This window comes from Halovenus halobia (assembly GCF_051414135.1).
GTDB lineage: Archaea > Halobacteriota > Halobacteria > Halobacteriales > Haloarculaceae > Halovenus > Halovenus halobia.
Genome location: NZ_JBLKOA010000001.1, coordinates 248,190 through 260,382, shown reverse-complemented (window position 1 = coordinate 260,382; position 12,193 = coordinate 248,190). Strand labels below are relative to the sequence as shown.

The window sequence follows — 12,193 nt, the reverse complement described above, 5'->3', positions numbered from 1 at the left end:
AAGCTCCCTCAAGCAGTCGGGCGTAGCCCGACGACGGCGAGGCTTCCCGAACCGCACCGCCAGCGTTGGGATATTTGCTGGTCTACGGGCAGACCTGTTCTTGTGGGGCGACTCGCCCCGTGGATTTGTCGAACAGGCGCACCGATGGCTGGGCCAGACAGCCGTTACTCCTATCCTGTGCAGGATTCGGAGTTACCGTCTGTCGCATATTCTCCGCCGCGTTCAAGTCGCTGTTAGCGACCAGTTCGCAGTTCTCACACACGTACAATCCACGCTTGACACGGTTCGAATCGGCTTTCATCCCACACGCACAGCAGGTTATCGACGTGGCCAACTTGTACTCGTCAACCCGCTCTACCTCGATACCACGTTCCTCGGCCTTGTACTCGATGTGACTCAGAACGGTGTCAAACGCCCAGTCATGCAGACGCTTGTTCCCGTGGCGACCCCAGTCTTCATCCGCACGAATGTCCTTCGGATGTCCAACCGCTATCGTCTCCACGCCACGGTCTGCACATTGCTCAACGATGTCTTTCGAGAGTGCGTGCAAGAAGTGGGTCTGCCGGCTTGATTTCTTCTGACGCGCCCACTCAGCATGGGTGCTATGACCGGTTTCGCCTTCCGTGTCGTATTCTTCCTGGCGGAAGTAGTGGGCGTCCTCCTTCAAGGCGTTCCCCGGATACAACAGCGTCTCGTCACCAACAGAGACAGCCGCAGTGTTGCAGATACCGAGGTCAACACCAGCAGTCTTCTCGCCAGACAAGTCAGTGGCGTCAATGGCAACTTTACAGACAAAGTGCAGTTCCCACTGCTCACCATTCCAGACGATGCGGACCTGTTGTACGTCTTCTCCGGCAGTCAGGTCTGCGTCTGGACCGGTATCGTATTCGCAGAGAATGAAGTCACTCCACCCATCTTTCAGGTTCTTGCCTTTCGACAGCCGGACCTGCTGGTGTTTCGTATCGAGCTTAAAACCGTCTTCTTTGAACGTGATTGTTGAACGTGGTCGTTGGTCGCCGTGTTTGCGGTAGCCTGGTGGGTTGGCATTGGGGTTGTCTTGTTCGAACCAGGACTGGAAAGCGCCAGCCAATTCTTCAACGATTGCCTGGCTTGATTGGGCGTTCAAATCTTTCCAGCACGATTGGTTCTTCATGTAGGACTTGAGTGGCCCTTCCTCGGGTATTTCACCCGTTTCGTCCCAGATGCGGCCAGTGGTCCACCGCGCAACGTTCCAGATTTTACTTCCGGAACGAGCGAGTGAATCGAGGTCACACACGACACCCTCACGGTCGTTGGTGAGTGCCACTGTAATGGTGCGCGTTGTGACCAAATCCACCATACATAGCCTATGACATCACAATGACTTAATTTTTCGGGTCGAAGTGAATATCCTGCTATGAGAAACAATGTCGGCTGGGTGTCGGAGCTTACGCGATTCACTCCCGTCCCCAGAAATCTCTGATTTCTGGTGTGCTAATAAATCGCTCCGCGATTTGTCAACGCCCTGTTCGGTCCGCGGTTCCGACTAAGCGTCGGAACACTCATCCCTCACGGGAAGGGCGAGATTCTCTCGCTGAATCAAGATAGCAGTGGATTTAAGCACCGAGTGGCTGGCCTACAGGTATGGAGCGTGTCGACGTTGCGATCGTTGGTGGTGGCCCCGCCGGGATGTCCGCGGCAGCGGCAGCCGCGTCGGCGGACGCGAACGCGCTCGTCATCGAGAAGGGAGTCCCACGCGAAGACCGCGAGGGGTTGGGACCCGACTCGACTGACGCGGCCGGCCTGCTCGATTACTGGATCGACCTCATGGGTTTCGAACCGGGCGAAATCCCTGACGACGTGATTTTACGCTCGCTGGATGGCGCAGACTTCATCGGCCCGTCAGAGAAGTTCCAGATGGACGAGACGGGTATCGACGCGAGCTACCCCGAGTTCGGGCTGGCCTTTCACCGGGCAAAGTTCGACGACTGGCTCCGTGACCGCGCCGAGAACGCGGGCGCGAACTATCACCTTGGTGATAGCGTCACCAGTGTCGAGAGCACGGTCAACGGGAGCGGTCACGAACATACACTAACGCTGTCGAACGGCGAAGCGGTGACCGCAGAGCACCTGATTCTCGCGGACGGTCCACAGCGGACGGTCACGACCAAAGCACTGGACCAGTTCACAACTGACCGGGTTATCGAGGACGTGCTCAACCCGACCGAAGTGAACCACATCGCCTATCAGGAGCACCGCGAGGTACCCGAGGAGCTGTACGAACCCGGTCGGCTGAAGTTCTGGTGGGGACTGATGCCGGGCCACACTGCCTATCCGTGGGTCTTCCCGAACGACGGTCAGGTTGCCCGAATCGGCCTGACGATGCCCATCGGGCTGGATATCGACGATTACGACACCCGAATCTGGGAGCTGCTCCGCGAGGACGACACGCAGATTCCACAGGGCAAGACGTACATCGAGCGACTGATCGAGCGGGAGTATCCCGGTTACGATGTTGCAGACTTCCCGCTGGCCGAAGACCGGGGCAAACGAACGGGCACCGAGACGTACCCAATCTCCTCGACCCGACCCATCGAGTCACCAACCGACGCGGGAATTGCGGTGGTCGGCGGCGCAATGGGCGGCACCTCGGCCTTCCACGAGGGCGGCGACCACGTTGCCGTCAGAACCGGAAAGATCGCCGGCAGACTCGCGGGCGAAGGAGACCTGAGCGGCTACAACCGCGAGTGGCAGGACGCGCTGGGAACCGAGTTCCGCCGCAACGTAACGATGGCCGAACTCGTCGGAGGGTACCAGCCGAGTGACTGGGACCGAGCCTTCGGCGCGGCAGCGACGATGGTCAACCGCGGGGAGTACAACTGGCGAAGTACGATTCGTGCAGGATTGACCGGATTCAAACTGCTGTACGGCTACAAGCGAACCAAGCGCCAGTTCAGAAACAACGGCTACGTCCAGTTCCGGGAGTCCGAGTACTCGGTCTAGGATTCCTTGTCGAGAATACGGCCATCGGGGTCGATTTCCCCGTTTCTGATCCGCGTACTACTGATCCGCGTGCCGTCCTCGGCGACGACGAATGGTGCCGTATGAATTTCCAGCCTATCTAGCCCCCGCTCAATCCGTTCCTCGTTGAGTTCGTTTGCACGGCGCTGGGCTTTGGCTTCCGGAGAAACAATGAGCGCGTCAGCGTCTGGTCGTGTGGCCGCGGGACCGTACGTGTCTTCGAGTTTGACGATCTCGTACGACGCTGTGTACGTGTCCACGAGAATATCGAGTTCTCGCTGCAGTTCCGCGTGGCGGTCCTCGTAGGTCCCCAGTCGCTTGGCGTGGCCGGCCGAGTCTCGGGTTTCGGTCGCCAGGTCCGAAGACGTGAGCCCGATAATGACGTGGCCATCGCCGGAGCCGTCGTGTGTGGCCGTCTGGAATGCCTTGTGCAAGAGCGCTCGATGCCCGTTGTGAATCGGTGTAAACGTCCCGCCGAGGATCGCTGTCCGGTCGCTCCCTGTCACACCGGCCCTTCGTGATACGGTCACCTATACGTACTGGTCTGTGGATACGGGAGTGAACAGTGCCAGCGTGCTCGGCGCGTCTGTTCAGAGATAGCCGCGTTCGAGAAGGAGTTCGCCGTTGAGGACAGAGGCACCGGCCGCGCCGCGCAGCGTGTTGTGGGCCAGACAGTTGAACTGGAGGCCGCTGTCGGTCTCCTGAATGCCGCCGGCAGCAATCGCCATCCCATTCTCAGCGTCCCGGTCCAGTCGGGGCTGTGGTCGGTCTGGCTGCTCGAAGACGTGGATCAACTGTTCGGGTGAGGTGTGCAAGTCGAGCGACGGATAGCTCCTCATTGCGTCTTTGGCTGCCTCGACGGTTGCGTCCTCAGTCGTGTCCGTCCAGACGTTTTCGAGGTGGCCGTCAAGCGTTGGAATCCGGTTGCAGGAGGCGTCAACCTGCGCGTCGAGCCACGACACTTCCGCGCCGTCGAACTCGCCGAGCAGTTTCCGCGATTCAGTCTCCATTTTCGTCTCCTCGCCACCGATGTGCGGGATGGCGTTGTCGATGATCTCCATCGACGAGACGCCGGAGTAGCCAGCGCCCGAGACAGCCTGCAGCGTCGAGACGGTGACACTGTCGAGTCCAAACGCGTCTTCGAGCGCAGCCAGCGGCGGCACCATCGTAATCGTCGAGCAGTTTGGATTCTTGATGAGTGCGCCGTCCCAGCCACGCTCGTCACGCTGGACTTCGATCAGGTCGATGTGGTCGGCGTTGATCTCTGGAATCGTCAGCGGCACGTCGTCGTCTGCGCGGGCGTTCGAGGAGTTCGAGGAGACAAGATAGCCTGCCTCACAGAACCCCGGTTCGACTTCCTCGCCGATGCTTGACGGAAGCGACGAAAAGATGAGGTCGACGTCGTCGGAAACTGCGTCGGGATCAGTCTCGGTAACAGTCATCTCAGCTACGGAGTCCGGAATCGGCATGTTGATTCGCCATTTCGCTGCCTCGCGGTACTGCGAGCCAGCGCTCTCTGCACTCGCCGTGAGTGCCGCAATCTCGAAGTCAGGATGTGGTTCGAGCAACTGAATAAGCCGCTGTCCGACCGCCCCAGTCGCGCCCAGGATACCTGCACGTACAGTCATACCCCGTCATAGGTCGACCACCGGTCTTTACAGTTTGGAAATGACTCAGAGCTCGGCAACCGCAGCCTCGACTTCCTCGCGCGGAACCGGCGAGATCCAGTCGTCACCGACCCACTCGTAGGCAATTTCGCCCTCGTCGTCGATGACGAACACTGACCGCATTGGGGTTGAGGTATCTGCCATGCCGCCGCGTTCGGTGAGCAGGTCGAACGCCTCTGAGGCGTTGCCGTCAGTATCGGAGAACATCCGGAACGGGCTGTCGAGATACCTGATGAAGGCATTCTGTGCGTAGGGGCCATCACGACTCACGCCCAGCACTGGCACGTCGAACTCGTCCCAGTCCGCTCGGTCGTATCGCTTCCACCAGTTCTCGTCGATGGCCGAGAACGCAAAGCCAAAGAACACGAGGACGCCCCCGCCGTCCAGCGCCGCCGATAGTTCAGTCGAGCGGAACGTCTCGCCCGTGCAGAGCAACGCCTCAAACTCAGGTGCCTGGTCGCCTGTCGTCGGTGCCATACCAACCCGATAGAGGGCAGGGCTCAAAATACCGCCGGTAGTCGCGTCCCTATCTCGTCGGGAACTCCGAGGCCAGTTGGTCGAGACGCTCCGACGGTTCGGTGACGTGTGGTGCCTGCAGCGGCGAGACGCTGATTTTGCCGTCCATAACCGCCCGCCGGTCGGTCCCCCCAGAGTCCGGGATATCGCCGCTTGCGAGTTTCTCCCAGATGGGATTGACGAGATTGAGTTGATTACCGTCCTGTTCTGCGGCGAGTTCGTAGACCTGCGATGGCCGCGTAACCGCCATCTCGCCGTTGTAGATTCGCGTCGTCGGCGCGTTAATGTTCAGGTAGTCAGCCTTCTCGAACAGTCCCGACCCGAATGCGCGGTCGACGAGATACGTCGTCGCGTCGACAGCGGGGACGTACCACTCGGTGGGAATCTCTTCGGCTTTCTCCCAGTCCGGACTGGGGATATACAGCGATGTCGCGATGCCGGGCACGCCGTGGAAGGCCGACTCAACTGCTGCGCTGACCGTCCCGGACCGGCCCAGTACTGCCGCTCCCATGTTTGCACCCTGATTACAGCCCGCGACAACGAGGTCAGTCTCGGGACACAGCGACGAGAGACCAGCAACGACACAGTCCACAGGCGTCCCATCGATGACGTACCCAAGTTCGTGGTCCTCGACGGTGACACTCTGTGAGACCGTCCGACCAACAGCACTCTGGTCGTCTGCCGGCGCGACGGCAGTCACCGACCCAACCGCAGAGAGCCCCTCGTAGAGCGCGTGAAAGCCGGGGGAGTCGATCCCGTCGTCGTTCGTCACGAGAATATCGAAATCGTTCATACCACCGTTCAGGCGGGCGAGACTTTCAAGGCTCCGCTCTCTGAGTGTCAGCCAAACAGAGGATTAGTCTGGCAGTCCCTCGACAATCGTTTCGTCATCGACCACCAGATTGTACGCCGCCTCGTCGTCGTTCCAGAGCACGAGCACATTTTCAAACTGGAGGAAATCACCGTAGTCGGCTTCAGCTAAATCCCCATTCAGCAGCGTCTCTTTGGTCAACACGGCGAAGTGGTCGACCATCTCGCTCCCATCGCCGATGAGAAAGAGTGGATTCCCGCTCTCGGCGAGGTCGTGGCTCAGTTTGACGCCAGCCAGGTCGATTCGGTCGGTGACGTGTTTCTCGCTCTCGGCCAGTTTTGCGAAGCGACCGCCAGTGAGGTCGATATCGAGAGCGCGAGTCCCGTCGCGACGCAGCAGTGAGTACGCGTACTGCACATCGACATTGATGAACTCGCCGTCACCACGTTCGCGGTCGCTGTTGCGCTGCTCGAACTCTTGCGTGCGCTCGCCCTCGTCGAGTCGGCGCTGGAACCCCGGAACGTCCAGATCTGGCTTGCGGTCGAACGACCACGACGTGCTCTCGGGGCGTTCGTGGGGCCACAGTCGAACTGTCGGCCCGTAGATCGTTGCGCCCGCCTCGCGTTCCACGGCCCGCTCTAACTGCCGGAGGTCGATTGCCGTGTTGCGGTCGGCAGGGGCGATAGCACAGAGCGTTCCGTCCTGAGACAGTGACTCGAACAGCTCCAGCAGGACTGCCTCGGCGTCGTCGAGTTCCGAGAGCACGTTCGCACAGAGAATCAGGTCGAACTCTCCTTCGACCTCGGCAGTCTCGACGCGCTCGCGGTGGATTGTCGGGTGAAAGTTTCGCCCGGTCTCGTCAAGCAGTTCTGCCAGAACGTCGGCGGCCGCACTGGGTTCGATTGCGTGGTACTCGACCAGCGCGTCGGGCAACAGCGCGTCCAGCGCCAGCGCTGGGCCGCCGACGCCAGCTCCGACATCGAGCACGCGGAGCGACCCCGACAGCAGCCCATCAGCCGCCAGGTCTGCAAGGACGTGCTGGGTCGCCGCGAAGTACGTTGGCAGATGATAAATTGCGTAGCCCAGTGCCGTCACCTCGTCGTAGGTCACCTCACCGCCGCTGAGATACTGCTGTTTGAAATCTCGAATCGTCGCTCGCAGACGGTCGCCGTCGGTCCCGTCGGGCCAGCCCGCGCCAAAGGCGTCGAGCAGTTGCTCTTCAACCGCTAAGGCAAGCTCTTGGGGGAGCGCCTCGACTCCCTCGAAGGAAACAGAAACTGGTTCGTCTGGAGCCGGCTCGAAACTCCCGTCAGCGCGTTCGAGTAATCCAAGTTCTACTGCCGACTCCCTGAGCACCTGTCGGACGGCCGCTGGGTGTGGCTGGCCGTCGACGTACTCGTGGATTTCTTCGGGGTCGATTGGTCGAACTTCTCTGAGATACTTCGCGTTGTCGTGTACTTGGTTCCGTTGTGTGTCGTCCATGCTCACTCACTGCCGTCCGTGTCGGATAGCCGCGCTGCCTCGTACAATTTGTCGAACTCCGCGTCGTCTGCCTCGGCGAGTTGTCGGGCTGCATCGGCGACGTCTTCAGCACCATCGAACGCTGACTGGATGTCAGCGTAGACGCGACTCTCTCCGCCAGTGACCTGTTCGACCAGGTCGGTCAGCGCCGCCGAGACCGGTGTCTGGAACTGCTCGGAGACCGACTCCGCGCTCAATCCGAAGGCCAGGACGGCGGCGTGCGTCTGGGCCTGCACTGTCTCCATCGCCCGGTCGTGTTCGTCGACAGTCGTCTCGAAGACATCGTTGCCGCGAGCTTCCAGCGCCGCAAGGACGTCGTCAGTAATCGGTCCCCCGGCGTCGATGACTGCAGGAATGTTTCCGGGCTCATTTTCAGGGGCAAAGAGCGGGTGGAGGCTGAGGCGTTCGGCGTCGGGCGCGTGGTCGGCCATCGCCGCGACTGGCGTCGCCATCGTGCCTGTGACATCGAGAATCGCGCGGTCGGCGTAGCTTCCGTACGCTGCGATTACGTCGGCTGCGGCGGGAATCGGGACAGCAATACAGACGAGGTCTACCGTCGAAACTGTCTCGGGGGTGACTGCAGTCCCGTTGAGGGCGTCGGCAGTCTCGCCTGCTAGCTCGGCGTTCGTGTCGAGCACCGAGACACTGGCTGGGCGGGAACTCTCGGTGAGAACAGTGCCGAGCCAGCGACCCATTGCGCCGGCGCCGACGAGCAGTACGTCCATCTGTCGCTGTTTGCGCTGGCGAGGTCAAAAGCGGTTCGGTGCGGCAGCCAACGATGGAGCGACGACACCCTTTTCCCCCGGGACACGAAACACGACAGTATGCCAGAAGAACCTGAAGACACGGATTCAGAAGCGGGCGAGAACACACCAGAGGGCGGAGATGGCGAGGAGAAATCCTTCCGCGAGCGCGTCGAGGAGATTCGACAGCGCCGCGCCGAAGAAGGCGACGGCGAGGGCGGCGAGGGTGAGCGCGCACCCCCAGAAGAGATGATGGGCGGGATGGGCGGTGGCGACATGGGTGGCGGCGGTGGCGGCAACCCATTCGCACAGATGATGGGCGGGATGATGGGCGGCGGCCCTGGCGGAATGGGCGGCGGTATGGGTGGCGGCCCCGGCGGCCCACCTGGCCGACCCGGTCAGGAAGAGAGCGGCTCTGACAACGAAGAACTCACCCGTGAGATGCGGAAGCTCCGCGACGAAGTGCACGATATGCGGCGCTCACTCGACCGGATTGCCGACGCGCTCGAAGACAACTAACCAGCGGATTTCTGCGGCCGTTTTCAAACGGTCGGAGAGTCGCTATTCTTCGTACGCGAGGTTCATAACCCACTGCGAGAAGGTGTCGCCCTGCGCGTCGACTTCCTCGTCACCGACAAACGGCGAGAGCATGTCACCGGCCATCAACAGCGAAAATTCGAGGTCGGCAGCCGTCGGAGAGAGATAGTAGGTGTTGTGGCCGTCGTGGACCGTTTCTTCGCGGTCGATCAGTTCTTTCTCGACCAGCGATTCGACGATTCGGCTCCCCTTCCGGGAGGAGACATCCAGCTCTTTCCAGAAGTTGCTCTGGTGGATGCCGCCAGTCTCGCGGATGAGTTCCAGCCCCCGGTATTCGTCCTCGGAGAGTTCGTCTTCGGCAGTCTGCGTACTCATGTTCGATACACCGTAGGTTGGCCGGATAAATTTGACCTTCGATTCACTGCGGCCGATGTGTTCCGGTGACGGAGGAACAGTTGTGGGAGCACACGATACGACAGTCCACAGTGAGAGCGCTTCAGAAGGGAATATCGACCGGCTCAAACGCAGTTTCACAGGGTGGGCCGTCGGCGTAGCGATAGCGCGTTTCCTCGCCGAAATACAACAGCGAGGACGAGCGCGTCCCGAACTGGTCGCGGTGAATACAGACGCCGTAGTCGTGGTCCGCGATTGTCGTCGCGGCGCGGTCGAGCCACCCCGTTCCGGATTCGCCGGGTTCGGGCCGGAGCGTCGAGCGGAGTCTGTCAGCGTTCTCGGCCTGAGCCTGGCCGTCTTCCTGGCGCTGGGTCGGGATGTCGTAGTGACCGTCGGCGCCGACATTGACGATGACGTGGACGCCGGGGTCGAGCGTCGAGATGCGTCGGTTACCGTCGTACTCCGCGAGCAGTGCGCTCGCAGTATCGGCAACAAGCAGGTTGAACCCATCGTAAGAGCGCTCGTCAAGTTCGCGCTCGACCAGTCGCATCGCGTCGTCGGCAGTCGCTTCGCCGAGTGCGTCCCGGACGAGCAAACCTCGCGAGCGTTCCGCCTCGATTGTCTCTGGGGTCCAGCGGTTCGTAATCGCGACAAGCACGCCCGCGTCGTTGTATCCGATCCACGTCCCCGCCGCTTCGCGGTCCTGGGGTGCGACCACCTGCCGACCCCACTCGCGGAGAGCGGGCGGTTCAGATGGACGCGCGAGCAGTTCGTCACGGTTTGCCGCGACGAGCAGCGGCGCGTCCTCGAAACACTGCCAGGCGAGGGTGAGTGTGCACACACAGCGTTATAGAAGAGCCACGGCTAAAAGACAGTGGGATAGCGCAAAATCAGGTAATCAAGAAGTCGTCGGCGGCAGTCAGCGGGGACAGCTCTCGTGTGCTGGCTCGCTCACGAGTGCCGTCTTGTGCCGGACCGCGGCCAACAGTAAGCCGCCCTCGCGTCGGGGCGGGTCGCTTACCCGAGCTGCGACCCCGACAGTCACCAACAGGCTGGCACCGACTACGACGGGGAGTACGTGGCTGAGCGCGACGATAGCTGCAGCCAACAGTGCCACTGCGATGTAGGCACTTGTGACCGATTCGACCGAATCGTGCTGGGAACTGTAGTGTTTTGCCATTGTATCTAGTTCGAGGGGCTGTACAGGGATAAGTGTAATCTGAATTAAAATTCTGTAGTCGTAATTACTGAAATTCGCTTCAGTCCCTTGGCCGAAACTATACAACGATGGCCGCCGCCGTTTGAGGTATGTTTGCGAGCTGTCCGGTAGCCGACCTGAGGAATGGACGCGAAGACGGCAGTGCCTGCTCGCTGAGACCACTTGCGACGTCCATGGGGGTGGCTACATGAAACTCGCCAGTTTCGCTGTCGAGACGCGCGTTGGGACGAAGCGCCGGGTTGGCGTCGTCGACGACGACGAGTTGGTCGACGTAACCACCGCCTACGCTGGAGCACTCGACGCCGACGGTGAGGCTGACCCCGAGACGATTGCACAGGCCCACGCGCCGCCGAGAATGGTCGAGTTCCTGCAACGCGGGGACCGCGCGATGGACGCGGCCGAACGCGCCCGTGAGTACGCCAGCGAGACGGACGCGGAAACCGGACCCAGCGGGGGGCAACTGCGGTTCGAGGAGGCCGAGGTGGACCTACTCGCCCCGGTGCCACGGCCCAACTCGCTTCGTGATTTCATGGTGTTCGAGGAGCACGTCAAGAACGCGATGGGTGAGGACCCACCAGATGTCTGGTACGAGATGCCCGTCTACTACAAGAGCAACGCCGACAGCGTCGTCGGCACTGGCGAGACAATCCAGTGGCCCGAGTACTCCAACCTCATGGATTACGAACTCGAAATTGCTGCCGTCGTCGGCAAGAAAGGGACCGAAATACCGGCCGAGAACGCAGACGAGTATATCGCCGGCTATACCATCTTTAACGACTTCAGCGCGAGAGACATCCAGGGCCAGGAGATGGAGGCCCGCCTCGGCCCAGCCAAAGGGAAGGATTTCGCGAACGCTTTCGGGCCGTATCTCATCACAGCCGACGCCTTCGACCCGGAATCGGCACAGATGCGCGCCGAAATTGACGGTGAGACGTGGTCAGAGGGAACACCGGGAGAGATGTATCACTCCTTCGCCGACATCGTGGCACACGTCTCTCAAAGCGAGACACTCTATCCCGGCGACATTCTCGGTAGTGGAACTGTCGGCGAGGGCTGTGGCCTCGAGCTCGGTCAGTTCCTCGAATCGGGCAATACTGTTGCACTGCACGTTGACGGCGTCGGGACACTCGAAAATACGGTCGAGTGAGTCCGGCCCAATTTTCAGCGTCGATAATTGCAGGGCGATGTTTAAGCAACTCAGTCCTGAAGCTGAGGGTATGGGACGGGCGGAATCCGGTAGAGCGTCGACGGACGTAGACGAGGAGCAGTCGGGCACACAGTCGACTGCGTACATTTCGCCCTTCGTTGATTTTCTCGTGTTGTTCGTGCTGACAGCAGCAGCGGCGGCGACAGTGCTCGTCGTGCTATAACGAATACACTTACATATCTGCGTGCAAATCGCCGAGTGTGTCAGGAAGTACCGGACTTGTCGCGACGGTGGTCGACAATCAGCCAGTGCTGTGGGTCGTTGCAGTTCTGTTCTACGGCCTCGGTGACGCAGTCACGACACTGCTTGGCCTCCACGGAGAGGGAACAGGAGAGGCAGGGCCCGTCGCCCTATACGCCCTCGAATACGGCGGTGTCTCTGGATTTCTCGGCGTGAAGCTGTCATTTATTGGGGCGTGTTTCCTTGTCTGGTATCTCGTTGGAACGCCAGGACGGGTTGCGATTCCCCTCGCACTGGCCGTCGTCGGCGTGGCCGTGACCGCCTGGAATCTGTTTGTCTTGCTTTCTTGACCCTCTCCGGCCTTTCCAGCGTTTTATCCGGGGTCAGCCGAATCATACA

General features: G+C 60.8%; 15 protein-coding genes. 5 read left to right on the top strand and 10 right to left on the bottom strand.

The window, feature by feature from the left end:
- Positions 1-82 precede the first annotated feature (82 nt).
- Positions 83-1,339 (bottom strand): RNA-guided endonuclease InsQ/TnpB family protein, encoded by a 1,257-nt coding sequence (locus ACMGFM_RS01380; RefSeq protein WP_436900506.1) that lies wholly within the window; start codon positions 1,337-1,339, stop codon positions 83-85.
- A gap of 284 nt (positions 1,340-1,623) precedes the next feature.
- Here ACMGFM_RS01380 and ACMGFM_RS01375 point away from each other — a divergent pair, with 284 nt between their 5' ends.
- On the top strand, positions 1,624-2,982 hold the full coding sequence (locus ACMGFM_RS01375; protein WP_436900504.1) for an NAD(P)/FAD-dependent oxidoreductase: 1,359 nt from the start codon (positions 1,624-1,626) through the stop codon (positions 2,980-2,982).
- On the opposite strand, the gene ACMGFM_RS01370 is transcribed toward ACMGFM_RS01375, so the two are convergent.
- From ACMGFM_RS01370 to ACMGFM_RS01345, 6 genes are all read right to left on the bottom strand, one after another.
- Entirely contained in the window at positions 2,979-3,506 is a 528-nt protein-coding gene (locus tag ACMGFM_RS01370) for a phosphopantetheine adenylyltransferase (RefSeq protein ID WP_436900503.1), read from the bottom strand. The two genes, ACMGFM_RS01375 and ACMGFM_RS01370, sit on opposite strands and share 4 nt — an antisense overlap.
- Positions 3,507-3,590: 84 nt before the next feature.
- Positions 3,591-4,628, bottom strand: a complete 1,038-nt coding sequence (gene asd / locus ACMGFM_RS01365) for an aspartate-semialdehyde dehydrogenase (RefSeq protein ID WP_436900502.1) — start codon at positions 4,626-4,628, stop codon at positions 3,591-3,593.
- Between the two features lie 45 nt (positions 4,629-4,673).
- Positions 4,674-5,144, bottom strand: a complete 471-nt coding sequence (locus ACMGFM_RS01360) for a peroxiredoxin family protein (protein WP_436900499.1) — start codon at positions 5,142-5,144, stop codon at positions 4,674-4,676.
- A 49-nt stretch (positions 5,145-5,193) separates the two neighbouring features.
- Positions 5,194-5,976 carry a 5'/3'-nucleotidase SurE gene (gene surE / locus ACMGFM_RS01355; RefSeq protein ID WP_436900497.1) on the bottom strand — a complete coding sequence of 261 codons (783 nt, stop codon included), beginning with the start codon at positions 5,974-5,976 and terminating at the stop codon, positions 5,194-5,196.
- A 63-nt stretch (positions 5,977-6,039) separates the two neighbouring features.
- Positions 6,040-7,476: a small ribosomal subunit Rsm22 family protein gene (locus ACMGFM_RS01350; protein ID WP_436900496.1), complete on the bottom strand. Its 1,437-nt coding sequence runs from the start codon at positions 7,474-7,476 to the stop codon at positions 6,040-6,042.
- A gap of 2 nt (positions 7,477-7,478) precedes the next feature.
- A complete protein-coding gene (locus ACMGFM_RS01345) occupies positions 7,479-8,240 on the bottom strand; it encodes a prephenate dehydrogenase/arogenate dehydrogenase family protein (RefSeq protein WP_436900495.1) in 762 nt (253 codons plus the stop codon).
- A gap of 99 nt (positions 8,241-8,339) precedes the next feature.
- On the opposite strand from ACMGFM_RS01345, the gene ACMGFM_RS01340 reads away from it, so the two are divergent.
- The gene (locus ACMGFM_RS01340; RefSeq protein WP_436900494.1) at positions 8,340-8,777 is read left to right on the top strand and encodes a hypothetical protein; all 438 of its coding nucleotides are present in this window, start codon (positions 8,340-8,342) and stop codon (positions 8,775-8,777) included.
- A gap of 42 nt (positions 8,778-8,819) precedes the next feature.
- Here the strand turns inward: ACMGFM_RS01340 and ACMGFM_RS01335 are convergent, their stop codons facing one another.
- The 3 genes from ACMGFM_RS01335 to ACMGFM_RS01325 all read right to left on the bottom strand — a co-directional run bounded on the left by ACMGFM_RS01335 (position 8,820) and on the right by ACMGFM_RS01325 (position 10,368).
- Positions 8,820-9,170, bottom strand: coding sequence for a helix-turn-helix transcriptional regulator (locus ACMGFM_RS01335; RefSeq protein ID WP_436900493.1), 351 nt, complete (start codon positions 9,168-9,170; stop codon positions 8,820-8,822).
- Positions 9,171-9,291: 121 nt separating this feature from the next.
- Positions 9,292-10,029, bottom strand: coding sequence for an NRDE family protein (locus ACMGFM_RS01330; RefSeq protein ID WP_436900492.1), 738 nt, complete (start codon positions 10,027-10,029; stop codon positions 9,292-9,294).
- Between the two features lie 78 nt (positions 10,030-10,107).
- A complete protein-coding gene (locus ACMGFM_RS01325) occupies positions 10,108-10,368 on the bottom strand; it encodes a hypothetical protein (protein WP_436900490.1) in 261 nt (86 codons plus the stop codon).
- A 226-nt stretch (positions 10,369-10,594) separates the two neighbouring features.
- On the opposite strand from ACMGFM_RS01325, the gene ACMGFM_RS01320 reads away from it, so the two are divergent.
- The 3 genes from ACMGFM_RS01320 (at position 10,595) to ACMGFM_RS01310 (ending at position 12,144) form a co-directional block, all read left to right on the top strand.
- The gene (locus ACMGFM_RS01320; protein ID WP_436900489.1) at positions 10,595-11,554 is read left to right on the top strand and encodes a fumarylacetoacetate hydrolase family protein; all 960 of its coding nucleotides are present in this window, start codon (positions 10,595-10,597) and stop codon (positions 11,552-11,554) included.
- A 70-nt stretch (positions 11,555-11,624) separates the two neighbouring features.
- Positions 11,625-11,777, top strand: a complete 153-nt coding sequence (locus tag ACMGFM_RS01315) for a hypothetical protein (protein WP_436900488.1) — start codon at positions 11,625-11,627, stop codon at positions 11,775-11,777.
- 37 nt (positions 11,778-11,814) lie between these two features.
- Complete coding sequence (locus ACMGFM_RS01310) at positions 11,815-12,144, top strand: DUF5658 family protein (RefSeq protein ID WP_436900487.1); 330 nt, start codon at positions 11,815-11,817, stop codon at positions 12,142-12,144.
- The last annotated feature ends 49 nt before the right edge of the window (positions 12,145-12,193 follow it).

What these genes read in the sequence shown, in the direction of transcription:
- ACMGFM_RS01320 (WP_436900489.1), top strand. Translation starts at nt 10,595, where the DNA reads ATGAAACTCGCCAGTTTCGCTGTCGAGACGCGCGTTGGGACGAAGCGC.
- surE (WP_436900497.1), bottom strand. Translation starts at nt 5,976, where the DNA reads ATGAACGATTTCGATATTCTCGTGACGAACGACGACGGGATCGACTCC.
- ACMGFM_RS01380 (WP_436900506.1), bottom strand. Translation starts at nt 1,339, where the DNA reads ATGGTGGATTTGGTCACAACGCGCACCATTACAGTGGCACTCACCAAC.
- ACMGFM_RS01340 (WP_436900494.1), top strand. Translation starts at nt 8,340, where the DNA reads ATGCCAGAAGAACCTGAAGACACGGATTCAGAAGCGGGCGAGAACACA.
- ACMGFM_RS01335 (WP_436900493.1), bottom strand. Translation starts at nt 9,170, where the DNA reads ATGAGTACGCAGACTGCCGAAGACGAACTCTCCGAGGACGAATACCGG.
- ACMGFM_RS01350 (WP_436900496.1), bottom strand. Translation starts at nt 7,476, where the DNA reads ATGGACGACACACAACGGAACCAAGTACACGACAACGCGAAGTATCTC.
- ACMGFM_RS01360 (WP_436900499.1), bottom strand. Translation starts at nt 5,144, where the DNA reads ATGGCACCGACGACAGGCGACCAGGCACCTGAGTTTGAGGCGTTGCTC.
- ACMGFM_RS01345 (WP_436900495.1), bottom strand. Translation starts at nt 8,240, where the DNA reads ATGGACGTACTGCTCGTCGGCGCCGGCGCAATGGGTCGCTGGCTCGGC.
- ACMGFM_RS01325 (WP_436900490.1), bottom strand. Translation starts at nt 10,368, where the DNA reads ATGGCAAAACACTACAGTTCCCAGCACGATTCGGTCGAATCGGTCACA.
- ACMGFM_RS01375 (WP_436900504.1), top strand. Translation starts at nt 1,624, where the DNA reads ATGGAGCGTGTCGACGTTGCGATCGTTGGTGGTGGCCCCGCCGGGATG.
- asd (WP_436900502.1), bottom strand. Translation starts at nt 4,628, where the DNA reads ATGACTGTACGTGCAGGTATCCTGGGCGCGACTGGGGCGGTCGGACAG.
- ACMGFM_RS01315 (WP_436900488.1), top strand. Translation starts at nt 11,625, where the DNA reads ATGGGACGGGCGGAATCCGGTAGAGCGTCGACGGACGTAGACGAGGAG.